The sequence below is a fragment of the Streptacidiphilus carbonis genome (genome assembly GCF_000787775.1).
Classification (GTDB): Bacteria; Actinomycetota; Actinomycetes; order Streptomycetales; family Streptomycetaceae; genus Streptacidiphilus; species Streptacidiphilus carbonis.
Window position 1 is genome coordinate 73,973 of record NZ_BBPM01000009.1, and the last position, 24,606, is coordinate 98,578.

Consider the following 24,606-nt stretch of genomic DNA (forward strand, 5'->3'; position numbering starts at 1 on the left):
CACGCCGAAGTCCGCTTGAACCTGCGTCAGGTGGCTCTTCCGGACCGGCGGGGAGTTCGGCCATGCTGTCGTCTGACGCCTCGGGCGGGGTTGGACAGCCGGGGTGCGCGGAGGGCAGCAGGAAGGGAGTGAACGGCGTTGTTGACACGTACCCGTCTGTTCGGTGGACGGACCAGGGTGACGTTCCGGTTGGGCTCGGAGGAGCCGAACGGGACGGTGAGTGTGGTGGGAGACTTCAACGGATGGCAGCCCGGCGCGGCCGAGCTGGTCCGTCGCCGCAACGGGACCAGGACGGTCACGCTGACCTTCTCCCCGGGTGAGCACCGGTTCCGGTACCTCGCCACCGGCGGGCTGTGGTTCGACGACGACACTGCGGACCGGATCGACCCGCAGGGGAGTCTCATCAAGGTCGGTTGACGAATCAGCTCCGTTGGAATCAGCTCGGTCGACGGAGGACGGAGCCGTCGGTCAGCCGCTGGCCTCGCCGCCCGTGGCGGGACGGCGTCCGTGGCGCATGAGCACGGCCACCACCAGGCCGACCGCTCCCGCGCCCGCCGCGAACAGCAGGCCGTCGCGGTAGCCGTTGTCGGTGTAGAGCTGTGGAAGGGTGTTGTATCCGCCGGTCAGGGAGGCGGGCACACCGGGGATGGTGACCTTGAACTCGGCCGGGTTCGCGGCCAGGAATGCCGTCAGGACGGCGGTGCCCACTGACGTGGCAAGGCTGTTGACCACCCCCAGCATTCCCGCGCTGATGCCCTGTTGGCGGGCCGGGACGGCTTCGACGATCAGGTTGGGCGCGGCCGCGTAGAAGGAGCCGAAGCCGAGGCCGAAGACCACCGCGATCACCGCGTACTGCCAGGCCGAGTGCGAGAAGAACGCGTAGAGCAGGCAGGACAGGGTGAAGGTGCCCATCGCCACGATCAGCGGATACCGTGGCCCGACCTTGCGCGCCCACTCGCCCGCGCCGCCGCCGGCCAGCATCCCGGTGCCGCCCGAGAAGACCGCCGAGTGCAGTCCGTAGCCGAGCAGTGAGGCGCCCAGCCCGTAGGCCATCAGTCCGTTGAAGTTGAGGTGCACCATCGGCACCAGCGCCGGGGTGAGTCGGCCGTGCGAGGCGGCGACGACCTGGGCGGTGACCATCTGGGTCAGATGCGCCTTGTCGGGGGTCTGCAGCATGTAGGGGATCGAGTAGCCCTGGATGCCGATCACCATGCTGCCGAGCAGGGCGGCCAGCAGCACCATGATGACCTTGGGGGAGAACAGCAGCTCCAGGTCCATGATCGGCTGGGCACTGCGTCTCTCCACCGCGACGAAGGCGAGCAGCAGCGCGATGCCGCCGGCCAGCCAGCCCCAGGCGGTGGGGCGGCCCCAGCCCCAGGTCGCGCCGTTGGACAGGTAGAGCAGCACCAGCCCGACGCCGACCGCGAGCAGCACCGCGCCGCCCAGGTCCAACCGCTGGTGGGTGCGCAGCGGGGTCTCCGGGACGACCAGCACCAGCAGCGGGACCACCACGGCGACGAAGATCAGCAGGAACCAGAACAGCGAGCGCCAGGAGTAGTTGTCCAGCAGCCATCCGCCGAGCAGCGGCGCGACCAGCGCGGACATTCCCAGCCCGGTGGCGATCACGCCGATGGAGGCGGGGATGTAGCGGCGCGGCAGGATGTCGCGGAACAGCCCGTACGCCACGGTGGGCGCGCTGATGGCGACCGCCTCCAGGGCCCGGCCCACCAGGAACAGTGCCCAGGAGGAGGTGAGGGCGCAGATCAGGGTGCCGATGGCGAAGGAGGCCCCGGAGATCAGCATCATCCGGCGCTTGCCCCAGAGGTCGGACATCTTGCCGAAGATCGGGGTGGTGGCTCCGCCGACCAGGCCGAAGATGATGACCATCCAGCTGATGTTGGCGCCGACCCCCGGAAAGGTGGGGGCGATGTCACGGGCGGCCGAGGCGACCATCGTGTACTGCAGCGCGGCTATCTCGGCGAAGAGCACGACGACGCCGATGACGGCGAAGACGCGCAGACGGGAGGCCCCTTCGAGGCGAGCCGCGGGTGGCTCGGGGTCGGGGGCGGCGGTGTCGGGGACCTGTGCTTGGGTCACGGTGCGGCTCCTCGCGGCTGGTGGCGGAGGGCCCCTCACGGTCGTCCGCAGCATTTTCTAACAGACCGTCAGAAAGAAGGGAAGCCACAGGATGGGGCGGGTATCGGCGGAGGTGGCGAGGGGACGGCGAACGGCGCGGAGAGGGGCACTGCGGGCGGCGCGGCGGGCGGCACGGGGAGGGGACGGCGAGGGCCTTGGTGGGCAGCTGGCCGGGAGACGCTGTCCAGCCGGTCACGGTGTCTGGTTGAATGGTGCCCATGGAGCCGTATGCAGAGGACGCAGCCCGGAGCGGGGGGACGAGGCGCCATGCCCTCGACCTTGAGCCGTTCTGGCCGTCCCGGCAGCCGTTCCACTTCGACGAGACCTGTCGCCGCTCGACCGGCGCGCAGGTCCGTATCGAGACAGTAGGCCTCTGACCAGGCAGTACCCGACCCGGTGACCGGGTCGCGCTGATGCACTGATCAGGCATCTCGACCGCACCGCCGCGCGCAGACGACCGCCCATGTCGCTGTCCCCCTGCTTGCGCGAAAGCGAGTCCTGCCATGTCGAACGTCTCCCCGCTGGCCACTCCGCACCTCCGCACGGTCACCTCGGTGATCCCGGCCCCCGGCACCGCGCCCGATCCCCACGCCGGGGGACTGCTGCGGCTCCCCGAGGGGGCCGTCGTCACGCCCTGGCCGCAGACGGCGCTGGCGGCGCTGGCGGCCGCCCTGCCCGGGATCGAGGGGATCACCGGCGCTGACACCCCGATGGTCGGCTACCTGGTCCTTGTCCCGGCCGAGTCGGCGTCCGTGGCCGCCCGGACGGCGGCGGTCGCACCGGTCACCCAACTGCGGTCGGTGCAGCGCTCCGTCGCCCCCGATCCCGATGCGCAGCCGGCTGCGCAGCCTGACGCGGATCCTGATAGGGAGCCCTTCGCTGCGGAGGCGGCCGTCGCCGCTGACGCGACGGCACCCGCGGCAACAACCCCGGCGCAGCCGGTTCCGGCCCAGGGGCTGCACCTGGACGCGGACCGCCGGGTCGCCCACATCGACGGCGAGCCGCTGGAACTCACCTACCTGGAGTTCGAGTTGCTCACCCACCTCACCGCCAACCCGCACCGGGTGCACACCCGGGACCACCTGGTCACCGTGGTCTGGGGCTACGGGCACATCGGCGACGGCCGCACCGTGGACGTCCACATCGCCAGGCTGCGGCGCAAGTTGGGGGCCGACTACCGCCGGCGGATCGTGACGGTCCGCCGGGTCGGCTACAAGTACCTTCCGCCCAAGCAGGGCTGACGGGGCGTCACTGTCCCTGTGGACAGCGGCACCCCGCCGCCGGGCGGGTCAGCTCTCGCTGACCCGCCCGGCCTCGACCACGACCCGCCGGGTCGTGTCGACGGCCTCCAGCATCCGCCGGTCGTGCGTCACCAGCAGCAGGGTGCCGGTGTAGGAGGCCAGCGCCGACTCCAACTGTTCGATGGCGGCCAGGTCCAGGTGGTTCGTCGGCTCGTCCAGGACCAGCAGGTTCACCCCGCGGCCCTGGAGCAGCGCCAGCGCCGCGCGGGTGCGCTCGCCGGGGGAGAGGGTCGCCGCGGGGCGCAGCACATGGGCCGCCCGCAGGCCGAACTTGGCCAGCAGGGTGCGGACTTCGGCCGGCGGAAGATCGGGGACGGATGCGCCGAAGGCCTCCAGCAGCGGCTGCTCGCCGAAGAACAGGCCGCGGGCCTGGTCCACTTCGCCGACCACCACGCCGGGTCCCAGGGAGGCCTGGCCGGAGTCCAGCGGCAGCCGTCCCAGCAGCGCCGCCAGCAGGGTCGACTTGCCCGAGCCGTTGGCGCCGGTGATGGCGACCCGGTCGGCCCAGTCGATCTGCAGGTCCACCGGGCCGAGGGTGAAGTCCCCCCGCCGCACCCGGGCCTGGCCCAGGGTGGCCACCACCGAGCCTGAGCGCGGCGCGGCGGCGATCTCCATCCGCAGCTCCCACTCCTTGCGGGGCTCGTCGACCACGTCCAGCCGCTCGATCAGCCGCTGGGTCTGCCGGGCCTTGGCCGCCTGCTTCTCGGTGGACTCGGTGCGGAAGGCCTTGCCGATCTTGTCGTTGTCGGGGGCCTTGCGGCGGGCGTTCTTGACGCCCTTCTCCATCCACGCACGCTGGGTGCGGGCGCGCGCCTCCAGCGAGGAGACGGTGTCGGCGTACTCCTCGAACTCGGCGCGGGCGTGGCGGCGGGCCCGCTCGCGCTCCTCCAGGTAGGCCGCGTAGCCGCCGCCGTAGTGGTTGACCTGCTGCTGGGCCAGGTCGAGCTCCAGGACGCGGGTGACCGTACGGGTCAGGAACTCACGGTCGTGGCTGATCAGCACGGTGCCGGCGCGGAGACTGGAGACGAAGGACTCCAGCCGCTCCAGGCCGTCCAGATCCAGGTCGTTGGTGGGCTCGTCGAGCAGGAAGACGTCGTAGCGGCTGAGCAGCAGCGAGGCCAGGCCGGCCCGGGCGGCCTGGCCGCCGGAGAGGGCGGCCATCTCCAGGTCGAGGCCGACGGTCAGGCCCAGGTCGGCGGCGACCTCCTCGGCGCGCTCGTCCAGGTCGGCGCCGCCGAGGTCCAGCCAGCGGTCCAGCGCGACCGAGTAGGCGTCGTCGGCGCCGGGGGCCCCGTCCACCAGCCCTTGGGTGGCGGCGTCCAGAGCGGCCTGGGCGGCGGTGACGCCGGTGCGGCGGCCGAGGAAGGAGCGGACGGATTCGCCGGGACGCCGCTCCGGCTCCTGCGGCAGGTGGCCGACGGACGCGGTCGGCGGGCTGAGCCGCAGTGAGCCCGACTCGGGGGTGTCCAGTCCGGCGAGCAGCCGGAGCAGGGTGGACTTGCCCGCTCCGTTCACCCCGACCAGCCCGATCACGTCGCCGGGGGCGACGACCAGGTCGAGGTCGGAGAAGAGGACACGGTCACCGTGCCCGGCGGTGAGGTCTTTGGCGACGAGGGTGGCAGTCATCAGGCGCTGATCCTATCGGGGCGACGCGCGCTGAACGATTGTGTTTGGCTCTGACCGGTTGTCTGACCGGGTGCGGCATGATCTGAGCATGGAGACGACGACATCGACATCCGAATCGACATCCGCGGGCGCAGCCGCCGCCGCCCTCCGCGGCGAGGAGGCGGTGCGCTTCACCTCCGAGCTGATTCGCATCGACACCACCAACCGTGGCGGCGGCGACTGCCGCGAGCGGCCCGCCGCCGAGTACGCGGCCGAGCGGCTGGCCGAGGCGGGACTCTCACCGGTGGTGCTGGAATCGGCGCCGGGGCGGGCCAATGTGGTCACCAGGATCCGCGGCAGTGAGCCCGGCCTGCCGGCGCTGCTGGTCCACGGGCACCTGGATGTCGTCCCGGCCGAGGCCGCCGACTGGACCGTCCCCCCGTTCAGCGGCGAGATCCGTGACGGGGTGGTCTGGGGTCGCGGGGCGCTCGACATGAAGGGCATGGACGCGATGATGCTCGCGGTCGCCCGTGCCTGGGGGCGCGAGGGTCGCGCCCCGCGCCGGGACATCGTGCTCTGCTTCACCGCCGACGAGGAGGACAGTGCCGAGGCGGGCGCCGACTGGCTGGTCAAGCAGCACGCGGAGCTGTTCGAGGGCTGCACCGAGGCGATCGGCGAGTCCGGCGGCTACACCGTGCACACCGCGGCCGGGCAGCGGCTCTATCCGGTGGCCGCGGGGGAGCGCGGCACCGGCTGGCTGCGGCTGAGCGCGCACGGAACCGCGGGACACGGCTCCAAGCCCAACCCGGCCAACGCCGTGACCAGGCTCTCCGCCGCCATGGCCCGCATCGGCGAGCACCGCTGGCCGGCCAGGATCACCCCGACCGTGCGGGCCTCGCTACTCGCGCTGGGCGCCGCCACCGGCGTGCCGCTGACCGGGCCGGAGCTGGACGACCCGGCGTTCGACGTGGACGCGTTCGTGGCCCGGCTGGACCCGGCCGCCGCGCGGCTGGTGGCCGGGACGCTGCGCAACAGCGCCAACCCGACCGTGCTGCGGGCCGGTTACAAGACCAATGTCATCCCCGGCCTGGCCGAGGGCGAGGTCGACGGGCGGATCCTGCCGGGGCCCGGCCTGGCCGGCGAGTTCGAGGCCGCACTGGACCAGCTCACCGGTCCCGACGTCGAGTGGAGCTATCGGCACCGCTCGCCGGCGCTGATGGCACCGGTCGACGCCCCGCTGTTCACCGCGATCAGCACGGCGATGCTGGCGCACGATCCAGGCGCCCATGTCGTCCCCTTCTCCATGACCGGCGGTACCGACGCCAAGTCGTTCTCCGAGCTCGGCGTGCAGGCGTACGGCTTCTCGCCGCTGCGGCTGCCGCCCGGCTTCGACTTCCAAGGGCTGTTCCACGGGGTCGACGAGCGGGTGCCGGCCGAGGCGCTGGCCTTCGGCGCCACGGTGCTGGACGACTTGCTGAGCACGGTGGGGTAGGGAAGGCAGCGCGGCCGGGTCCGCCAGCCGGAACCTTCGCTACCGGTCGACCGTTTGCCCGACAGCGGAGCCGTGTGTCGGCAGCCGCCGTTGTACGCGTGGCACGGACGAGCAGGGCGCAGGAGAGGCGGCAGATTCATGGGGCGGACGCGGAAGCGAACGGCGGGTGCCGCGCTGGGGGCGGTCGCGCTCGGTGCGGTCGGGGCACTCGCCTGGGCCGCGCGCGACATGCCGGCCGCCTTCGGAGGTGATCCGACCAAGGGCGCGCGCGGCGACCGGATGCGCCTGTCGCCGCGCTACCGGGACGGGGTCTTCCACAATGTGCACGAGCCGGAGCCGGGCGTGCAGCAGGGCCCCGACGCCGCCGAGGGCCGGAAGATCGTCAAGGAGATGCTGTTCGGCGAGCAGAAGGACGCCAGGCGTCCGTCGCTGCCGATCCCTCTGGTCCACGGCGACATCCCGACCGGTCCTTCGGACGGGCAGCTGGCCGTCACCTGGCTCGGGCACTCGACCGCCCTGCTGGAGATCGAGGGGCAGCGCATCCTGCTGGACCCGGTGTGGGGCGAGCGCTGCTCGCCGTCCCCGTCGGTGGGGCCGCGCCGGATGCACGAACCGCCGGTCCCGCTGAGCGAGCTGCCCCGGGTGGACGCGGTGGTGATCTCGCACGACCACTACGACCACCTGGACATGCGCAGCGTCCGCGAGCTCGCCCGGGCCTGGCCCGAGCTGCGCTTCGTGGTGCCGCTGGGCGTGGGTGCGCACCTGGAGCGCTGGGGCGTCGGACCCGAGCGCTTCGACGAGCTGGACTGGGAGGAGGAGGTGCACCTCGGCGGCGTCCGGGTGGTCTCCACCTCGGCCCAGCACTTCTCCGGCCGCGGCTTCAGCAACGACGGGACGCTGTGGAGCTCCTGGGCCTTCCTCGGTGCGGAGCAGCGCGCCTTCTACAGCGGCGACACCGGCTACTTCGAGGGCTTCGCCGAGACCGGCGAGAAGTACGGCCCGTTCGATGTGTCGCTGGTTCAGATCGGCGCCTACAGCGACCACTGGCGTTCGGTGCACATGACCCCGGAGGAGGGCGTGAGCACCCATCTGGACGTCAACAGGCTCAGTGGTGACGCCGGGTCAGGACTGCTGGTGCCGGTGCACTGGTGCACCTTTGTGCTCGGGCTGCACCCCTGGTCGGAGCCGGTGGAGCGGCTCTGCGCGGACGCCGACGAGCGCCGGGTGCGGGTGGCGGTGCCGATGCCGGGCGAGCGGATCGAGGTGGCCCGGCCGCCGAAGCTGGACCACTGGTGGCGGACGGTCGCGTAGGGTCTGCGCGCCTCTGGCCTGGGCGCCTAGAGCCTGCCGACGGGCAGGGGCAGGGAGGCCCAGACCACCTTGCCGCCGCCCGCGGTCCGTTCGACGTCGCACACCCCGCCGGCCTCGGTGGTGATCGCCTTCACCAGCAGCAGTCCACGGCCGCCGGTGCGGCCGAAGTCGTTCTGCAGTGCCTTGGGCCGGTAGGGGTGGCTGTCCTCGACCGACAGCCGCACCCATCCGGAGCCGATCACGACCTCCACCACGATCTGCGGCGACAGCAGCGCCGCGTGCTTGACGGCGTTGGTGACCAGCTCCGAGATGATCAGCAGCATCCCCTGCAGCAGATCGTCGTAGCGCGCGTCCCCCAGCCCCTGCGCCTTCAGCAGGTCCCGGACGGCGTGCCTGGCCTGCGGGACGGAGGCGTCCACGGCGGGAGCGGCGAACCGCCAGACCCCTTCGACCCCGAGGATGTCAGGGGCCGAGCCGTAGCCGGGATCGGACGCAGGGGCAGTTTCGGAGCCGGAGTGGGATTCGGAGTCGGGAGGGACGTCTCCTCGGACATGCATGCTGTGCCGCCATCCTCTGCACTCTGCCGAGCGCCGACGCCTCCGGCCGGTCGCCGGCTGCCGACAGGGACTCGGTCGGCTCTTCCGATATGAGACCGCGCTGGAGCGGACCACGTCGGGCTCCAACCAGAAACTGTCGTTTTATCGCCGAAACATGATTGGCTCCGACCGAAGCCCTGTCTTTCCGCGTCACATCCCGACGTCGACCGGTCGCTCCGTTACCCGCCGGAACCCGGCCCACAGCCGGCCCCGGCCGCCGGATCGGGCGGTCAGAAGCACGTTGTTTTCTTGGTATTGTTTTCCCTGTCAGCGCGACGTAGACGGCGCGATGACCACCCGGTCCGGGTGGCGGAATGGCAGACGCGCTAGCTTGAGGTGCTAGTGCCCTTCGGGGCGTGGGGGTTCAAGTCCCCCCTCGGACACCACGGAGCACCGATGGAACCGGTTGTTCCGCACCGACGGAACTCGGTGCGGGGCGGCCGGTTCCTTCGGTTTCCCGGAAGAGGGACCATTCCTGCAGACGCCGGGGCAGGAACGGGTAGCGGCCAGCGGTCACCGCACCGCACCGCACCGCACCTCGTCGCCCTCGTCCTAGCCCGCGACCGCGTCGAGAACGGCCTCCTGGTCGAGCGCGACGAGACCGGCGCAGCCTGATCGCACGTCACCCGAAGCACACCGATGGACCGGCCACGCTCGCGTTCAGCGGCATGATCAGATCCAGCGCCTGGCCGTCGCCGATGGTGGCCACCTGGTGAATACCTACCCAATTGGCTAGGTTGCCCTCACCTCGTCCGATTCCCACAGGGGAGTGGCAGCCGTGCGGCATCAGCACAAGACCTTCCAGGCGATCGAGGTCGGCGACGGTGGCGACGGGCGGTGGGCCGCCTACGCCCGGGTCCTGTGGCAGGAGATGGCGGGCCTGCTGACCGCGGAGGGCCGGACTCCCAAGGGCGCGAACCGTGTTCTCGCGCTGTTCCGTGCGCACATGCCGGAACTGGTCCCGGTTCTGAACCGCCTGGCCGGCCAACTCGACCGGCCCGAGGCGGATGCCTTCCTCACCCACGCCGCACTGCGGCCGTTCTCCCCGGCCTGCACCCAGATCGGCCAGAACGGCACTCTGCTGCGCAACTACGACTTGCCGCCCGATCAGTGCGAGGGGACCATCGTCTCCTCCTGCTTCCTGCGCCCCGTAATCGGGATGCAGGACGTGCTGTGGGGCTTGCTGGACGGGATGAACGACGCCGGTCTCGCCATCTCGATCACCTGGGGCGGACGTTCCGTCTACGGACGAGGCTTCGCCATTCTCATAGTTGTGCGCTACCTGCTGGAGACGTGCGACAGTGTCGATGAGGCGGTCGGCAAGCTGCATTCCCTGCCGATCGCCGTCCCACAGAACCTCACCCTCGTCGATCCCGCGAAGGCGGTGACGGTGTTCGTGGGACCGGACATGTCACCGACGGTGGCGCCGGACGCCTGCGCCGCCAATCACCAGCACCTGCCGGTGACCGACGAGCAGGAGCGGGCCCTGCAGACGCAGGAGCGGCTGCGCGCGATTCGCGCCGCGGGTGCCGACGTGGCGGCGATGCTGAAGCCGCCGCTGTATCGATCCGTCGACGAGCAGGGGTCGAGAACGCTCTACACAGCCCACTACCGGCCCGTCGAGGGCCGTGTGACGTACTACTGGCCCGGCGAGTCCTGGCAGCAGTCCTTCGGTGACTTCACACCCGGATCCCGCACCGTCACCTTGGCCCGGGCCAACTGAGAGGTTTTCCGGACCCCCGCCCACCCCTGCACGAAGATCTTGCAGGAACGTGATGTCACCCGCCGCCGACAGGCCCCCACGCGCCGCGAGCCTCGCCCGTCGTCGGCACAAGGTACGGCCGTTGCTCACCCGGGCTCCTGCCGGTAGCGGGAGTCTCCGGCGATCATGAGGCGACGCCCTGCCCCGGGTTGAAGCTGTGCGGTCGCTATGAAGCTTTCAGCCCCGCGCCACCCCGCCGGGACCCGAAACCGCCGGTCATGCGGCGGACCGGGTCGCCTGGGACAGGGGCTGCTTGACCCGCTCGGCGGCCCCTGCGGAGCGTGGTGCTGACAACCCTCCGAGCGAAGGGATCCACGGATGTCCCAGCAGCGCTCCAGCAGACATCGGTTCCACGGCCGCCGCCTTCCCGGACCACGACCCCGCGGGCCACTGGGCCGGCCCGGCCGGGTGGCCGCCTGGAGCGCAGCCGCTGCCCTCGGCCTCGGCCTGGTGGTCAGCACGGACACCTCCGCGCGGGCCACGACCGGGTGCCAGGCGAGCTACACCATCTCCTCGCAGTGGTCGGGCGGCTTCACCGCCAACGTCTCGATCACCGATCTGGGCAGCGCCGTGACCTCGTGGCAGGTCGCCTGGACGTTCCCGGGCAACCAGCAGATCACCCAGATCTGGAACGCGACCGACAGCCAGTCGGGGCAGAACGTCACTGCCGCCAACGTCGCGTACAACGGGTCCGTCGCCACCGGCGGCAGTGTGTCGTTCGGCTTCAACGGCTCGTTCTCCGGGACCGATGCCGTCCCCGCACAGCTCTCGTTCAACGGAGTCCCCTGCACCGGCAGCGTTACGACGCCCACGCCCACGCCCACGCCCACGCCCACGCCCACGCCCACGCCGACCCCGACCCCGACACCGACACCGAGCCCCACGTCCACGACGCCGACGCCCGGCCAGGGCACCTGGCAGGCGGCGCCGGTCAACCCGTACACCGGCGGCCCGGCGACGTTCCTGTGGCTGATGACGGACGGTTCGATCCTGTCGAACGGCTCAAGTCTCAACCAGTGGGTACGCCTGGTCCCCGACGCGCACGGGAGTTACGCGAACGGCAGCTGGCAGCAACTGGCTTCGAGTCCCTACGCGATGGGTGCAGCGGAGGAGCACATCCTGCCGGACGGCCGCTTCTACCAGGCAGGCGGCGAGTACATCTACAGCTACCCCTCCGGCAGTTCGGCGAACGACCACAACGCGGTGCAGCTCTACGACCCGCTGACCAACAGCTGGTCGCTGGGGCAGGAGGGCCTCTACGGCAGTCTCGACGACAGCGGCAGCGCCACCCTCGCCGACGGCAGCATCCTGGCCGGGGACATCTCCGCCGCGCAGACCCAGCGCTTCAGCCCGAGCACCAACACCTGGACCGCAGCCGGCTCCAGGCCGTCGTCCGCGGGCGAGGACGGCTGGGTGACCCTGCCGGACGGCTCCGTCGTGTCCATGAGCGGCTACGGCCAGTACCGCTACAACCCGGCCACCAAGACGTGGATCACGCTGCCCGCCGCACCGTCCGGCTACCAGAACGGCAACGTGGACTCGGCGATGGTGACGCAGATGTACAACGGCAAGATCCTGGCCATGGGCAGCAACGCCTCCGGCGTCTACACGCCCGGCGCGACCGCGGGCTCGGCCGGCAGTTGGGCGCAGGGCCCCGGCCTGCCCCAGGGCAGCTATGTCGACGACTCCTACACCGATCCGGAACCGAACGGCAAGGTCCTGTTCGACACCATCAAGTGCAGCTGGATCACCAACGCCTGCGGCTCCGCCGCGGGCCCCGAACTCGTCGAGTACGACCCGTCAACGAACACGATGGCGCAGATCAGCGAGCCCCCGGACGGATCCGGACAGGCAGTGAACTTCATCAACCTCCCCAACGGCCAAGTCCTCGCCGCGGCCGGCGACCAGGACTGGATCTACACGCCGGTGGGCAGCCCGCAGAGCTCCTGGCGGCCGACGGTCACCGGAGTGAGCGCCAACGGCAACGGCTCCTATCACCTGACGGGCACTCAACTCACCGGTCTGGTGAGCGTCGGTGAGGACGACTACCAGGACCCGCAGAACTTCCCCGTCGTCTTCCTCAAGGACTCCGCGGGAGACGTGTACTACGCGCGCTCCTCCGGCTTCAGCACCATGGCGCCGAGCACGCCCGGCGAAGCCGAGTCGGCCGACTTCTCGCTCCCGTCGGGCCTGCCGCACGGAACCTACAGCCTGTACGTCTCCAGTTGCGGAGTCTCCTCCGCCGCCGGCTTCTCGTTCACCTATTGACCGGCCCGGTCACGGACACCGGTGGCGCCGGGGCCGGCCCCGGCGCCACCGGCACGTGAAGCACAGGCGGGCGGCCACGGCCCTCCGGCCGTCCGCCCGCACCCCCTTCGACCAGGCCCTCGCCCCCGTCGGCTGAGACCGTACGAGCCGCACCGGATGAGTTGGAGGGCTCTTCAGTGGTTCCTCCGCCGGGGATCGCGGGTGCCGTCGAGGAACACCGAGATGGCCGCCGCGCTGGCCCTCTCCACCCCGAGGCCTCCCTGCGTCGCCGTCACAAGCGCCGCCTCGATCAGACCGACGAACAGCGCGAGCAGCACCTCGGGTGGAAGGTCCTCGCGCAGGCTGCCGTCCGCTGCGCCGCGCCGGAACAGCTCACGGAGGGGTTCGCCGAGTCGGCGGTCCACCTCGGCGGGCTCGATCGGCTTGTGCCCGGATCGCATGAAGGCGATGTACTTGCTTCCGGTGGCGACGAAGGCGCGGGTCAGCCGGGCGAGGGCCTCGGGGTACGGGGCGGTGTCGAGACCGGCCTCGGCGAGCCGGTCGTCCAACTCCTGGACCGCGGCCCGGGCCAGGGCCTGGAGCAGTGCCTCGCGGTTGGGGAAGCGGCGGTAGAGGGTGGCCCGCCCGACCCCGGCCGCCGCGGCGATGTCGGCCATGCTCGCCGCCTCGCCGCGTTCGGCCAGGACGGCCGCTGCGGCGTCGAGGATGCCGGCCGCGATGTGGTCCTTGAGTGCTGGATTCCCGCTCACCGGGCCAGCCTACCCGGCGTCTCGGAGTGGTACATTGAAGTCCTGTTCCGAGACATGAGTGTCTCACTGGAGGTGTCATGGGAAGGTCCCGTGCGGTACTGGTGACCGGTTGCTCGTCGGGGATCGGCCGGGCGACGGCGCTGGCCCTGGTCCGGGCAGGACTGCCGACCTGGGCGTCGGCCCGCGACCCGGCATCCCTCGCCGACCTGGAGGACGCGGGCTGCCGCACCCTGCGTCTGGACGTCACCGACGAGGAGTCCCGACTGCGGGCCGTCGAAGCGGTGCAGGCCGAGCACGGCGCCGTCGCAGCCCTGGTCAACAACGCCGGGTACGCGCAGGTGGGTGCTGTTGAAGAGGTACCCCTGGAGGCCCTGCGGCGGCAGTTCGAGACCAATGTCTTCGGGCTGGTGAGGTTGTGCCAACTGGTGCTTCCCGGCATGCGTGAGCAGCACTACGGGACCATCGTGAACGTGGGATCGGCCGCCGGGCTGGTCACTCCGCCCGCGTCCAGTGCCTATGCGATGACCAAGTACGCCCTGGAATCGCTCAGCGACGCGCTACGCCTGGAGACGCGCGCTTTCGGGGTGCGGGTCGCCCTGCTGGAACCGGGCGCGGTCCGGACCCGGTTCACGTCCACCCTCGCCGCCGGTGCGCCACGGCGCGACCTGCCCGGCCCGTACGACACGCTGATTCGCAACGCCCTCGCGCTGGCCCAGCGAGAGGGCGCCGAGGGCCGCGGCCTCGCCCCGGAGCACATCGCCGAGGCCGTGGTCCACGCGGTGACCTCACGCCGCCCGAGGACCCGCTACCGCATCGGCGCCCAGGCCCGCCTCGGCCCGCCGGCCCGCCGCGCGATGGGCGACCGGCTCTGGGACCAGGTCCTCGGACGGGTCTGCCCATCGCAGTGACACACCTCGGGGCCCCTCTCCCAGGGCGTCGTCCGGATGACGTGACCAGTTTGATCACGTGATGCCGAGGGCGGGCAGCCCAGCCCGGCCACCGGCTGGTCATTCTGGGCAGTGACGTGACCAGGTGGTGAAGGGACGTAGGTCGGGAAAACAGGTCTTGCGTATCGTCAGACCGCGTTGCCGAGGTCCTCATCGAGTCCTGCGGCCAGGTCCTTCGTGCGCGCTGACCGATTCCTGGTGAGCCGGGTCAAGTGCGCTTCGAGGGCGTCGAGTTGTTCGGCTCCGATCTGGGCCGCCCAGCGGTTGCGCACCTCGGTGAACAGCGCCGCGCCTTGGGCCATCATGTCGTGGCCGCGGGCTGTGACGTGCAGTCGCTTGAGGCGTGCGTCCGTGGGGTCGGGCTCGCGTTCCACATATCCGAGTCGTTCGAGTGCGACGATCACTTTGGCTGCCGCCTGCTTGGACACCGAAAGGCTGCGGCCGAGTTCCGTGGCGGTGTCCGCACCCTCGTCGATGGCGCGGAGGGCGAACTCGTGGGATGCGCGCACGCCTTCGTGTCCGCGGCTGGCCAGTTCGCCGTGCACCTCGTCCACCATCGACTGGAAGCCGCCGAGCAGCAGGAGCGCGAGCTCGGCACCTGGTGAGCGTGCCATGGGACACATCATACGAGAGCCCTCCAGCGGGGGTCGACAACTGGGTTGTCGACCCGTAGATTGACAACCAGGTTGTCGATCAGATGGAGGAGAACACATGGATCCCACGACCCGCGGTGCCACCATCGCTGGTGTTGAACACCACCGCGTCAGTCTCAACGGCACCGAGTTGCACTACGTCTCGGCGGGAACCTCCGGAACTCCCGTCATGCTGGTCCACGGCTTCCCGGAGACCTGGTGGGTCTTCCACAAGCTGATCCCGCTGCTCAGCGCGCACCATCGGGTGTTCGCCCCGGACCTCCGGGGTTTCGGCGACTCCGCCACTGCGTCCGCGGAGCACGACAGCGCGACCGCGGCCCGGGACCTGAGCGAACTGATCAGCCGGCTCGACCTCGGCCCGGTCCACCTGACGGGCCAGGATGTCAGCGGTCCCACCACGTTCCGGGTCGCCGCCACCCGCCCCGACCTGGTGCGAAGCTATGCGGCGATCGAGACCGGCCTGCCCGGGTTCGGCGTCGAAAGGCTCGCGGACGTCACCCGCGGCGGCGCCTGGCACATCGGCGTCCTCATCGCCCCCGGCATCCCCGAGCTGCTGCTCGCCGGCCGAGAACGCGCATTCCTCGCCGAATACGCCCTGCCCTCCCTCTGCGCGACCCCTGACGCGTTCGCCGACCAGGACATCGACGAGCTCACCCGCTCCTATGCGCGGCCCGACGCATTCAGGGGTGCGGCCGGGCTCTACCGGTCGATGCTCCGCGAAGGCGAGGAAATCCGAGAACTGGCATCCCAGCCCCTCGCCACGCCCGTGCTCGCCGTCGGGGGCAGGTCGGGGGACTTCACGCCGGCGACGATGCGTCAGGTCGCCAAGGACATGACCTCCGCCTCGATCGACGGCATCGGCCACTATGTGGCGATGGAGGCACCCGACCGGCTCGCGGAGGCCCTTCTCTCCTTCTATCGGCAGATCGACTTCTATCGGCGAATCGACGGCCCGGAACAGCACGGGGCCGGCCGAGCGCAGAAAAGTGCGCCTCCGGAGGCGGCGGGCGGGGTGACCCTTTGAACTCCGCAGGACGGGAGTTCAGGCGTCCGGCTCCGGCTGGTTCGGCGGGCGGAGGCCGGCGATCGCCCGAGGGAAGTAGGACGCCAACGGCTCGCCATCGCCGTGCAGCCGCTGGATGAAGGCGCGGGCGTCGTCGACCACGGCCCGAGCGCTGTGACGGGTGGCGCCGTCCAGCTGCCCCTGGTCCGTGTAGTGGACCTCGTAAGCCACCTCCCTTCCGAGGACGACCACATCGGGCAGCGGCGCTGTGACGCCGAGAGCTGCGAGTCGGTCGGTGGTGAGGATGGACACGCCTTCGCCGTACTGGTCCTTGGTCTGGAGCAGGTGCAATTCCCACTGCAGGTAGGGCGTTACCGGCTCCTCGACGACCCGGGCCCGGTGATGCAGGAAGCCGACCGCTGAGATTCTGGCGTAGTAGGCCTCGAACTCCGACCGTTGCTCATGGAACAGGCGGAGGGAGCCGCTCCAGTCGCCCCGGCGAAACGCCTCCCAGCTCGCTGACTTGGTTTCCTGGTAGTCCTGGCGGCATTCGAGCTTCCAGAACCCCGCACTTCCAATGCGCCAGAATGCCCTGTCGAACTCGACAAAATATGTGGGGATGTCCACCTTCATCCCCTGGCTCTGCTCCAGGATTTCACGCATACCGAGGACACCTTCCCGGTGGGGATCCATCAGTTTCTTTATTTGCGTGGGAGTTGACATTGTCGTGACGGTGATGATGATTGGCAAGGGCAGGTCAAGGTGTGAACGAAGCTTCAGGGAGAATGCATATGGAACGCTCGGTCAAGGGCGCAAGCGCGTTGGCGGCAGCGGCGGCCATTCTGTCCGCGGGGGCCACCTCGGCCTCCGCCGCAACGGCCTCGCCCCACGTGTTCTGCCGGACCGGGGCAGCCAAGGCGTCGCTCGTCAAGATAAGCGATGAAGCCCTGGCCGTCGGTGCCGCTGCCTGCAGCGGTGAGTCGAACAGCTGATAACGGCTTGGGCTCCGAGGGGACGCGGGAGAACGGGGAACAAGGGGCAGTGGTTCTTGTATGCGTGAAGTAGATCTGCTTCAGTGGCGGCCCCGGCTCCGAGCCGGCCTGGTGGTCGAACGGGACGAGGCAGAACTCCTGTTCATCTCCACCTACGACCGTCGGGTCAAGCGGTTCGCGGCCACGGAGAGCGTGCTCCGGCTGATTCCGCTCCTCGACGGAGAAAACACGGTGGCGGAACTGGTCGAGTCACTGTGCGACGAGTCGGAGGAACTGGTCGGAGAGGTCTGCGGCGCTCTGCTCACACTCCGCGAGGAACGACTGCTGAGCAAGGTCGCCATCCCTGGAGGCGAGAGGCCGAACCGTGGACTGACGGATGCCCAGATTGGGCGTTACGACCGACAGATAGGACTCTTCCAGGAGTTCTGCGACTCGGAACTGGTCGACTACGACGAGGGGCTGGCCGCGCAGGAGCGGCTCGCCTCAGCCACCGTTCTCGTCTGCGGAGTCGGCGGACTGGGAAGCGTCGTAGCCTCGTCGCTGGCAGCGGCAGGCGTGGGCACGCTCATACTCTGCGACGACGACGTCATCGAAGAGAGCAACCTCAACCGCCAGTTGATGTACTCGGTCGACGACGTGGGGCGGAGCAAGGCGGACGTGCTGGCGGAGCGGCTGGCCGGCGTCAACCCGCAGGCCTGCCTGGTGCCCGAGCGGCGTCGGATCGGGCAGGCGTACGACATAGCAGACCTGGTCGAGAAGTCCGACCTGGTGATCGGCTGCGCGGATGAGCCCAGCGTGACCGTCATGGCCGAGATCACGACCACGGCATGCTGGCCCGACACCCCGCACATCATCGGGGGCAGCTACTCCTACCACGTAGGGATCCTGGGTCTGCTCGTCATCCCGGGGGTGACGGCCTGTTGGCACTGCCTGCTCGCGACCGTCGCGGGGGACCACGGTCGAGACCGGACCGAGCCGTTCCTTCGCAAGAACCGGCATACCGGAATCCTCGGCGCGCAGTCGGGAGTGATCGGGAACCTCATAGCCTGGGAAGCCATCCGCTTCATCATCGGAATGGCGACGGCACTCAGCAACCGATGGGTCGAACTCGACTACGGTCCGGTCTCGTTCAGCGAGCGGGTGATCTCCCGTCGTCCCGACTGCGACCGGTGCGGCGGAGGCTGACGGCAGGCCGACCGAGGACACGGTCCCTCTGCCGGGAAATCCGGTCGCCCGGTGAGTGCTGTCACCCTAGGGTTCCGCCATGGACTGGCGGAGCTGGCACGATCAGTACGACCGACCCGACTCGTCGCTGGTGCGGCGGTTGCGTGCCGTCCAGGCGCAGATCAGGGCCGCCTTGGACCGGAGTCCCGCCGGTCCCCTGCGGGTGGTCAGTCTGTGCGCCGGGCAGGGGCGCGACCTGCTGGAGGTGCTGGCCGACCATCCGCGCCGCGACGACGTCCGGGCCAGGCTGGTCGAGCTGGATCCGCGGAACACCGCGTTCGCGGAGGAACTGGTGCGGGCCGCCGGGCTGCACCAGGTGGAGGTGGTGACGGCTGACGCCTCCCTCACCGACCAGTACCGCGACATGGCGCCGGCGGACCTGGTGCTGGTCTGCGGCGTGTTCGGCAATGTCACCGACGCGGACATCGAGCGCACCGTCGACGCCTGCACCGCGCTGTGCCGGAACGGGGGCACCGTCGTCTGGACACGCCATCGCGGTGCTCCCGACCGGGTTCCGCTGGTCTGTGAGTGGTTCAGGACGCGCGGGTTCGAGTTGGAGTGGCTGTCGGAACCTGACGCGGGCTTCGGCGTCGGAGCGCACCGCTTCATCGGCGCACCCCAGCCGGTCGCCCCGGCCGCGCGTCTGTTCACCTTCGTCGGGTACGACGTGCTCAGGCGGACGGAGGAGCCGGCCGGGGACGGCTGACGTACGGCTGACGTCCACCGGGCCGCCGGCGTCGCGGCCGGGGCGCAGCCTCAGCGCACCGGGTTCCAGCCGTCCGCCCCGGCCAGGTAGGTCGCCGCCGTGTAGGCGGCGGCGGTGGTGCTGGTCAGTTGGGGGCGGGCGGAGTTGACGGTGGCTCCGGGGCCGGTGTCGGCGTACTCGTAGTGGCGGCCGGAGGTCCAGGCCGCCCCGGAGATGCCGGTCCAGGGGGCGGCGACGGTGATCGCCGCGGGGAGCGCGGTGTTGCGCACCACCATCTGCGGCACCGCCCCGGTGTAGGGGATCCAGGCGCGGCCCAGGCCCACCGTGTTGGCGGCGAAGGTGCTGGTCACCGTGGAGCCGGTGATCAGGATGCCGAACTTCTGGGCGCTGTAGGTGGCCGGGGCGGCCAGGTAGCCGCTGGTGTAGACGCCGTCGTCCAGCACCTTGATGTGCGACCGGTCCACGACCAGGGTGCCGTCGCCGAAGATGAAGTCCACGTCCCCCTCGACCTCGCCGCCGTAGACGTACTGCCGGATGTCGGTGCTGGGGGAGGGGCTCCAGGAGAGCAGGGTGTCCTGGTGGCCGTAGAAGACGCAGTCGACGTAGCTCTGCCGATCGCCCTCCATGGCCAGGGCCACCGCCTGGGTCGCGGTCACCGACGGGTAGCTGTTCCTGTTGAAGGTGTTGCGGAAGGAGAGGTACTCGGCGGTGAAGTTGCTCGCCGCGACGGTGACGGTGGCCGACCCCAGGGTGCCGTAGGCGGTCCCGGCCGAGGAGGTCTCCCCTGCGTAGCGGGCCCCGTCGATGTGGACGTCGGACGGGTTCCCGGTCGCCCCGAGCAGGGTCAGGTGCAGCTTGGTCGCCGGGACGGTGACGTACTCGTCGTAGGTGCCGGCGCCGATGGAGACGGTGTAGGCGGTGGACGAGTTGTCGGGGACGGCGTTCACCGCGGCCTGGACGGTGGAGTACTCGCCGCCGCTCTTGGCGACGGTGAGGGTGACCGCGGTGGCGGCGTGCGCGGCCGCGGGCCGGCCCAGGACGAGTGCGGCGAGCAGGACGGGCACGAGAACGGGCGCGAGAGCGGGCACGCCCCACAGCGTCCCGATGCGCCCGGTCACAGCGCGGGGAAGGCGGGGAAGGTGCAGCTGGGCGCGCTGCCGCTGCCGGTGAAGGTGCTGGTGGTGACACCGGTCCCGGACGGGGTCAGGGTGGTGTCGTACTCGGCGACGGTGGCGTACTGGGCGGTGTAGGAGTTGCTGTCGAAGCTGACGTCTTCCAGGGTCAGCCCGAGCGGGTAGCTCGCGCTGTATCCCTCCAGCACCGACTTGGCCCCCGACAGTGAGCTGAGCTCCGTCGCCTTGTAGACCACCACGCTCTTGTAGTACGGGTACGCGGTGCCGGTGCTGGACGAGTAGAACGGGTCGAAGTCCAGCGGGTACTTCAGCCCGGTCATGCAGGTCGTGTAGTAGTGGATGTTCTGGACGGTGCCGCCGACCGCCGAGTAGCTCTTGATCCGCAACCCCGCCGGGACGCCGCTGACGGTGCCGTTGCTGTCCGTGCCCTGGATGTAGTTGTGGTACACCAGCACGGAGTTGACGCCGTAGCTGGTGTCGCTGCCGATCGAGATGCCGTGCGTGCCGTAGCAGTGGTTGTACTGGAAGGTGATGTACGCGGCGGCGGCCTTGTTGGTGGTGACGGCCAGGCAGTCGTCGCCCGCCATCAGGTAGGAGTACTCGACGGTGGCGTTGGTCGAGGAGTCGATGTCGATGGCGTCGGTGTTGCGGGCGGTGTCCACCGTCTTGATCCGTAGGCCGTAGACGGTGATGCCGTCGTCCTGGCTGAAGAACAGGTGCTGCTTGGCCGCGTCCACCATGTTGACGTCGTAGACGGTGGTGTTGCTCACCCCGGTGGCCTGCACCAGCCGGGGGTTGACCTGGTCCTTGCCGTCGGCCTGGGCCGTGTCGGCCTGCTGCCACCAGGTGGTGGAGGTGCCGTAGATGTCCAGGTCGCCGCGGCCGTCGATGGTGCCCTGGGCGCCGCTGGAGCTCTGGGTGCCTTCGATGCCGGAGTTGCTGCCGGTGATGGAGATGAACGGGTTGCAGCCGGTGCTGCTGGTGGTGACGGTGCCGCAGGTGGCCTTGCCGGAGATCTGGTAGTCGCTCGCCTTGCGCGAGGCGAAGAGATGCACCCCGGTGTCGAGCACCAGGTAGACCCCGCTGCCGATGGTCAGCGGCGCGGACAGGAAGGCGGTGTCGCTGCCGCTCGCGGCCAGCACCACGGCCTTCCCGGTGCCGGCGCAGGAGGTCAGCGCGGCCTGGATGCGGGCGGTGTCCGGGGCCGCGCTCTCCTGCGCCGAGCTGAAGGTCCGGCTGGACGGGGTGGCCAGCGTCGAGGTCAGCGTGGTGCAGGTGGAGGGCAGTGTCGGCACCGCCACCGTCCGGGTGTCCCCGGTGGCGGCTTCGGCGGTGCCGGCCCCGGCCACGGTCAGGGCTGTGGCGCACAGAGCGCCCGCAGCCACCAGGGAGAATATATGACGGGGACTCAACTGCAGTGTCATATCAGGTCCTCAGGCTCGACAGGGTGGATGTCGTATGCGAGACAACCGGACGCTAGAACCATTGGCACTGGTAGGTCAATGACTTGACGCGTACTCATAAGACTGGCAAAGCTGATCACACATCATATATGAGATCTGGAAACGATGATCGAGAGCGGGAAGTGCGAGTCCAGGGGGCCCGGAGACGCGTCAGGGCCGACCCTTGCGGGCCGGCCCTGACGGTTGGTGCGCTACGGACGGATCAGCCTCAGCTGAGGTCGAAGCGGTCCAGGTCCATCACCTTGCTCCAGGCGGCGACGAAGTCGTTGACGAACTTCGCCTTGGCGTCGTCGCTCGCGTAGACCTCCGCGAGGGCGCGCAGTTCGGAGTTGGAGCCGAAGACCAGGTCGGCGCGGCTGCCGGTCCACTTGACCGCGCCGGTGGCGGAGTCGGTGGCCTCGAAGGTGCCGGCGTCGCCGGAGGTCGCCTTCCAGGTCGTGCCCATGTCGAGCAGGTTGACGAAGAAGTCGTTGGTCAGCACGCCGGGGGTGGCCGTGAGCACACCGAGCGAGGAGCCCTGGTGGTTGGCGCCCAGCACGCGCAGGCCGCCGACCAGGACGGTCATCTCCGGGGCGCTGAGGGTGAGCAGGTTGGCCCGGTCGATCAGCAGGTACTCGGCCGGGAGCCGATTGCCCTTGCCCAGGTAGTTGCGGAATCCGTCGGCGGTCGGCTCCAGCGCGGAGAACGACTCGACGTCGGTCTGCTCCTGCGAGGCGTCCGTGCGGCCCGGGTGGAACGGGACCTGGACGTCGGCGCCGGCGGCCTTGGCGGCCTGCTCGACGCCCGCCGCGCCGGCCAGCACGATCAGGTCGGCGAGCGAGATCTGCTTGCCGTCGGTCTGGGCCGCGTTGAAGGCCGCCTGGACGCTTTCGAGGGTGCGCAGCACCGTCGCCAGCTCGTCCGGGTTGTTGACCTCCCAGCCGCGCTGCGGCTCCAGGCGGATGCGGGCGCCGTTGGCGCCGCCGCGCTTGTCGCTGCCGCGGAAGGAGGAGGCCGAGGCCCAGGCGGTGGACACCAGCTGGGAGACGGACAGGCCCGACTCCAGCACCTTGGCCTTGAGCGCGGCCACGTCCGCGGCGTCGACCAGCGGGTGGGTCACCGCGGGCACCGGGTCCTGCCAGATCAGCGTCTCGCCGGGGACCTCCGGGCCGAGGTAGCGCACGATCGGCCCCATGTCGCGGTGGGTGAGCTTGAACCAGGCGCGGGCGAAGGCGTCCGCGAAGGCCTCCGGGCTCTCCAGGAAGCGCCGCGAGATCTGCTCGTAGGCCGGGTCCACGCGCAGCGACAGGTCGGTGGTGAGCATGGTCGGGGCGTGGGTCTTCGACGCGTCGTGGGCGTCCGGGACGGTGCCCGCGCCGGCGTTCTCCTTCGGCCGCCACTGGTTGGCGCCGGCAGGGCTCTTGAACAGCTCCCACTCGTAGCCGAACAGGATCTCGAAGAAGCTGTTGTCCCAGGTCACCGGGGTGTTGGTCCAGATGCCCTCAAGGCCGCTGGTGATCGCGTCGCCGCCGACGCCGGTGCCGTGGCTGCTCTTCCAGCCCAGGCCCTGCTGCTCCATCGGCGAGGCCTCGGGGTCGGCGCCGACGCTGTCGGCCGGGCCGGCTCCGTGGGTCTTGCCGAAGGTGTGGCCGCCGGCGATCAGTGCGACGGTCTCCTCGTCGTTCATCGCCATCCGGCGGAAGGTCTCACGGATGTCGCGGGCCGCGGCCAGCGGGTCCGGGTTGCCGTTGGGGCCCTCGGGGTTGACGTAGATCAGGCCCATCTGGACCGCGCCGAGCGGGTTCTCCAGCTCGCGGTCGCCGGTGTAGCGCTCGTCGTCGAGCCAGGTGGTCTCCGGGCCCCAGTAGACGTCCTCGTCAGCCTCCCACACGTCGGCGCGGCCGCCGGCGAAGCCGAAGGTCTTGAAGCCCATGGTCTCCAGGGCGACATTGCCGGTGAGGATGATGAGGTCGGCCCAGGAGATGTTCTGGCCGTACTTCTTCTTGACCGGCCACAGCAGGCGGCGGGCCTTGTCCAGGCTGGCGTTGTCCGGCCAGCTGTTGAGCGGGGCGAAGCGCTGCTGCCCGGCGCCGGCGCCGCCGCGGCCGTCGCTGATGCGGTAGGTGCCCGCGCTGTGCCAGGCCATCCGGATCATGAACGGGCCGTAGTTGCCGAAGTCGGCCGGCCACCAGTCCTGGGAGTCCGTGAGCACGGCCGCGATGTCCTGCTTGACCGCCGCCAGGTCGACGTTCTTGAACGCCTCGGCGTAGTCGAAGTCCGCGCCGAGCGGGTTGCCCACCGCGGGGTTGCTGGCGAGGATCTTCAGGTTGAGCCGGTCCGGCCACCACTGCCGGTTGCCGCCGCCCTGGGTCGGGTGCGGGGCCCGTCCGTGAGCGACCGGGCAGCCACCTCCGCCCTCCGTCTTCGCATCGGTGACGATTGCATCATGGTTGTCGGACATGGGAATCCTTCCGGATCTGGCGGATCACGCTGCTCAGGAGAACGGCTCAGGAGTACGGGTGGTGGAACGGCCCGGGCGACCGCCGGAGGGGTCTCCTGCCGGACTGGAGGCTTCCTGCCCCTTGGCTATCGCCGGAACCGATCCTACGATGGACAGAGTCTAAGTCAAGAAGCACGCCAAACCCACATCCGATCAGAACCCGGACATCTGTTGGTAAACTTCTGATACCCCGCCGAACCCTGAATAGGTGAACCCGAATGAGTGACCTGCTGGAGCGACTGCGAGGCCGGGGCTGGAGGATGACCTCCCAGCGGCGTGTCGTTGCGGAGGTCCTCGACGGCGACCACGTGCACCTGACGGCCGACGAGGTGCACGCGCGCGCGGCCGCGCGGCTGCCCGAGATCTCCCGGGCGACCGTCTACAACACCCTGCGCGAGCTGGTCACCCTCGACGAGGTGATGGAGGTCGCCACCGACGGCCGCGCCAAGCGCTACGACCCCAACGCCCACCGCCCGCACCAGCACCTGGTCTGCTCAACCTGCGGCACCATCCGCGACGTGCACCCCACCGGCGACCCGATGGCCGACCTCCCGGTGGAGGAGCGCTTCGGCTTCACCGTCACCGAGGTCGAGGTCACCTACCGGGGCCTGTGCCCGTCCTGCGCCCAGAGCGTGTCTTAGAACCAGTCGTGCCTGCACCCGCCCAAGTCTGCCCCGTCCGGACGTGGGCCGCGCCCCGGCGCGAGGGGTGTCGCATACGTCGCCGGAACGTTTCGGCGTCAGGGTCCGCGTCGGTCGCGGTGGGCCTGTGGGTGAGGCCGGTCCG

General features: G+C 70.2%; 21 protein-coding genes and 1 tRNA gene. 13 read left to right on the forward strand and 9 right to left on the reverse strand.

What is annotated here, in order from left to right; translation table 11 throughout:
* Positions 1-216 precede the first annotated feature (216 nt).
* On the forward strand, positions 217-417 hold the full coding sequence (locus tag TR46_RS09580) for an early set domain-containing protein (protein WP_304941269.1): 201 nt from the start codon (positions 217-219) through the stop codon (positions 415-417).
* A 51-nt stretch (positions 418-468) separates the two neighbouring features.
* Here TR46_RS09580 and TR46_RS09585 read toward each other — a convergent pair whose 3' ends face one another.
* Positions 469-2,097 carry an MFS transporter gene (locus TR46_RS09585; protein WP_042396821.1) on the reverse strand — a complete coding sequence of 543 codons (1,629 nt, stop codon included), beginning with the start codon at positions 2,095-2,097 and terminating at the stop codon, positions 469-471.
* 542 nt (positions 2,098-2,639) lie between these two features.
* Between TR46_RS09585 and TR46_RS38805 the strand changes: the two genes are divergently transcribed.
* A complete protein-coding gene (locus TR46_RS38805; protein WP_042396826.1) occupies positions 2,640-3,377 on the forward strand; it encodes a winged helix-turn-helix domain-containing protein in 738 nt (245 codons plus the stop codon).
* Positions 3,378-3,425: 48 nt separating this feature from the next.
* Here TR46_RS38805 and TR46_RS09595 read toward each other — a convergent pair whose 3' ends face one another.
* Positions 3,426-5,063 carry an ABC-F family ATP-binding cassette domain-containing protein gene (locus TR46_RS09595; RefSeq protein ID WP_042396832.1) on the reverse strand — a complete coding sequence of 546 codons (1,638 nt, stop codon included), beginning with the start codon at positions 5,061-5,063 and terminating at the stop codon, positions 3,426-3,428.
* Positions 5,064-5,151: 88 nt separating this feature from the next.
* Here TR46_RS09595 and TR46_RS09600 point away from each other — a divergent pair, with 88 nt between their 5' ends.
* Complete coding sequence (locus tag TR46_RS09600; RefSeq protein WP_084718174.1) at positions 5,152-6,534, forward strand: M20/M25/M40 family metallo-hydrolase; 1,383 nt, start codon at positions 5,152-5,154, stop codon at positions 6,532-6,534.
* A 138-nt stretch (positions 6,535-6,672) separates the two neighbouring features.
* Positions 6,673-7,845 (forward strand): MBL fold metallo-hydrolase, encoded by a 1,173-nt coding sequence (locus TR46_RS09605; protein ID WP_042396842.1) that lies wholly within the window; start codon positions 6,673-6,675, stop codon positions 7,843-7,845.
* Between the two features lie 26 nt (positions 7,846-7,871).
* Here TR46_RS09605 and TR46_RS09610 read toward each other — a convergent pair whose 3' ends face one another.
* On the reverse strand, positions 7,872-8,402 hold the full coding sequence (locus TR46_RS09610; RefSeq protein WP_084718176.1) for an ATP-binding protein: 531 nt from the start codon (positions 8,400-8,402) through the stop codon (positions 7,872-7,874).
* A 339-nt stretch (positions 8,403-8,741) separates the two neighbouring features.
* Here TR46_RS09610 and TR46_RS09615 point away from each other — a divergent pair.
* From TR46_RS09615 to TR46_RS43610, 3 genes are all read left to right on the forward strand, one after another.
* A tRNA-Leu gene (locus TR46_RS09615) sits at positions 8,742-8,827 on the forward strand.
* 392 nt (positions 8,828-9,219) lie between these two features.
* Entirely contained in the window at positions 9,220-10,164 is a 945-nt protein-coding gene (locus TR46_RS09620) for an acyl-CoA--6-aminopenicillanic acid acyltransferase (protein ID WP_042396844.1), read from the forward strand.
* Positions 10,165-10,611: 447 nt separating this feature from the next.
* Positions 10,612-12,471, forward strand: a complete 1,860-nt coding sequence (locus tag TR46_RS43610) for a cellulose-binding domain-containing protein (protein WP_052432665.1) — start codon at positions 10,612-10,614, stop codon at positions 12,469-12,471.
* 173 nt (positions 12,472-12,644) lie between these two features.
* Here the strand turns inward: TR46_RS43610 and TR46_RS09630 are convergent, their stop codons facing one another.
* Positions 12,645-13,220, reverse strand: coding sequence for a TetR/AcrR family transcriptional regulator (locus TR46_RS09630; protein ID WP_042396846.1), 576 nt, complete (start codon positions 13,218-13,220; stop codon positions 12,645-12,647).
* 77 nt (positions 13,221-13,297) lie between these two features.
* On the opposite strand from TR46_RS09630, the gene TR46_RS09635 reads away from it, so the two are divergent.
* On the forward strand, positions 13,298-14,128 hold the full coding sequence (locus TR46_RS09635) for an SDR family NAD(P)-dependent oxidoreductase (RefSeq protein ID WP_042396848.1): 831 nt from the start codon (positions 13,298-13,300) through the stop codon (positions 14,126-14,128).
* A gap of 167 nt (positions 14,129-14,295) precedes the next feature.
* Here the strand turns inward: TR46_RS09635 and TR46_RS09640 are convergent, their stop codons facing one another.
* Positions 14,296-14,781, reverse strand: a complete 486-nt coding sequence (locus tag TR46_RS09640; protein WP_236655274.1) for a MarR family winged helix-turn-helix transcriptional regulator — start codon at positions 14,779-14,781, stop codon at positions 14,296-14,298.
* Positions 14,782-14,878: 97 nt separating this feature from the next.
* On the opposite strand from TR46_RS09640, the gene TR46_RS09645 reads away from it, so the two are divergent.
* Positions 14,879-15,844, forward strand: a complete 966-nt coding sequence (locus TR46_RS09645) for an alpha/beta fold hydrolase (protein WP_084718180.1) — start codon at positions 14,879-14,881, stop codon at positions 15,842-15,844.
* A gap of 18 nt (positions 15,845-15,862) precedes the next feature.
* Here the strand turns inward: TR46_RS09645 and TR46_RS09650 are convergent, their stop codons facing one another.
* Positions 15,863-16,486 carry a DUF6879 family protein gene (locus TR46_RS09650; protein ID WP_042396853.1) on the reverse strand — a complete coding sequence of 208 codons (624 nt, stop codon included), beginning with the start codon at positions 16,484-16,486 and terminating at the stop codon, positions 15,863-15,865.
* A gap of 128 nt (positions 16,487-16,614) precedes the next feature.
* Between TR46_RS09650 and TR46_RS09655 the strand changes: the two genes are divergently transcribed.
* The 3 genes from TR46_RS09655 (at position 16,615) to TR46_RS09665 (ending at position 18,745) form a co-directional block, all read left to right on the forward strand.
* A complete protein-coding gene (locus tag TR46_RS09655) occupies positions 16,615-16,815 on the forward strand; it encodes a hypothetical protein (protein WP_042396855.1) in 201 nt (66 codons plus the stop codon).
* 60 nt (positions 16,816-16,875) lie between these two features.
* On the forward strand, positions 16,876-18,000 hold the full coding sequence (locus TR46_RS09660; RefSeq protein ID WP_084718182.1) for a HesA/MoeB/ThiF family protein: 1,125 nt from the start codon (positions 16,876-16,878) through the stop codon (positions 17,998-18,000).
* 79 nt (positions 18,001-18,079) lie between these two features.
* Positions 18,080-18,745 (forward strand): class I SAM-dependent methyltransferase family protein, encoded by a 666-nt coding sequence (locus TR46_RS09665; protein WP_042396860.1) that lies wholly within the window; start codon positions 18,080-18,082, stop codon positions 18,743-18,745.
* A gap of 50 nt (positions 18,746-18,795) precedes the next feature.
* Here TR46_RS09665 and TR46_RS09670 read toward each other — a convergent pair whose 3' ends face one another.
* The 3 genes from TR46_RS09670 to katG all read right to left on the reverse strand — a co-directional run bounded on the left by TR46_RS09670 (position 18,796) and on the right by katG (position 23,781).
* Positions 18,796-19,833, reverse strand: coding sequence for a pectinesterase family protein (locus TR46_RS09670; protein ID WP_042396863.1), 1,038 nt, complete (start codon positions 19,831-19,833; stop codon positions 18,796-18,798).
* Positions 19,834-19,859: 26 nt separating this feature from the next.
* Positions 19,860-21,302, reverse strand: a complete 1,443-nt coding sequence (locus TR46_RS09675; RefSeq protein WP_042396867.1) for a glycoside hydrolase family 28 protein — start codon at positions 21,300-21,302, stop codon at positions 19,860-19,862.
* 247 nt (positions 21,303-21,549) lie between these two features.
* Positions 21,550-23,781, reverse strand: coding sequence for a catalase/peroxidase HPI (katG, locus tag TR46_RS09680; RefSeq protein ID WP_042396869.1), 2,232 nt, complete (start codon positions 23,779-23,781; stop codon positions 21,550-21,552).
* 257 nt (positions 23,782-24,038) lie between these two features.
* Here katG and TR46_RS09685 point away from each other — a divergent pair, with 257 nt between their 5' ends.
* Complete coding sequence (locus TR46_RS09685; protein ID WP_042396873.1) at positions 24,039-24,461, forward strand: Fur family transcriptional regulator; 423 nt, start codon at positions 24,039-24,041, stop codon at positions 24,459-24,461.
* The last annotated feature ends 145 nt before the right edge of the window (positions 24,462-24,606 follow it).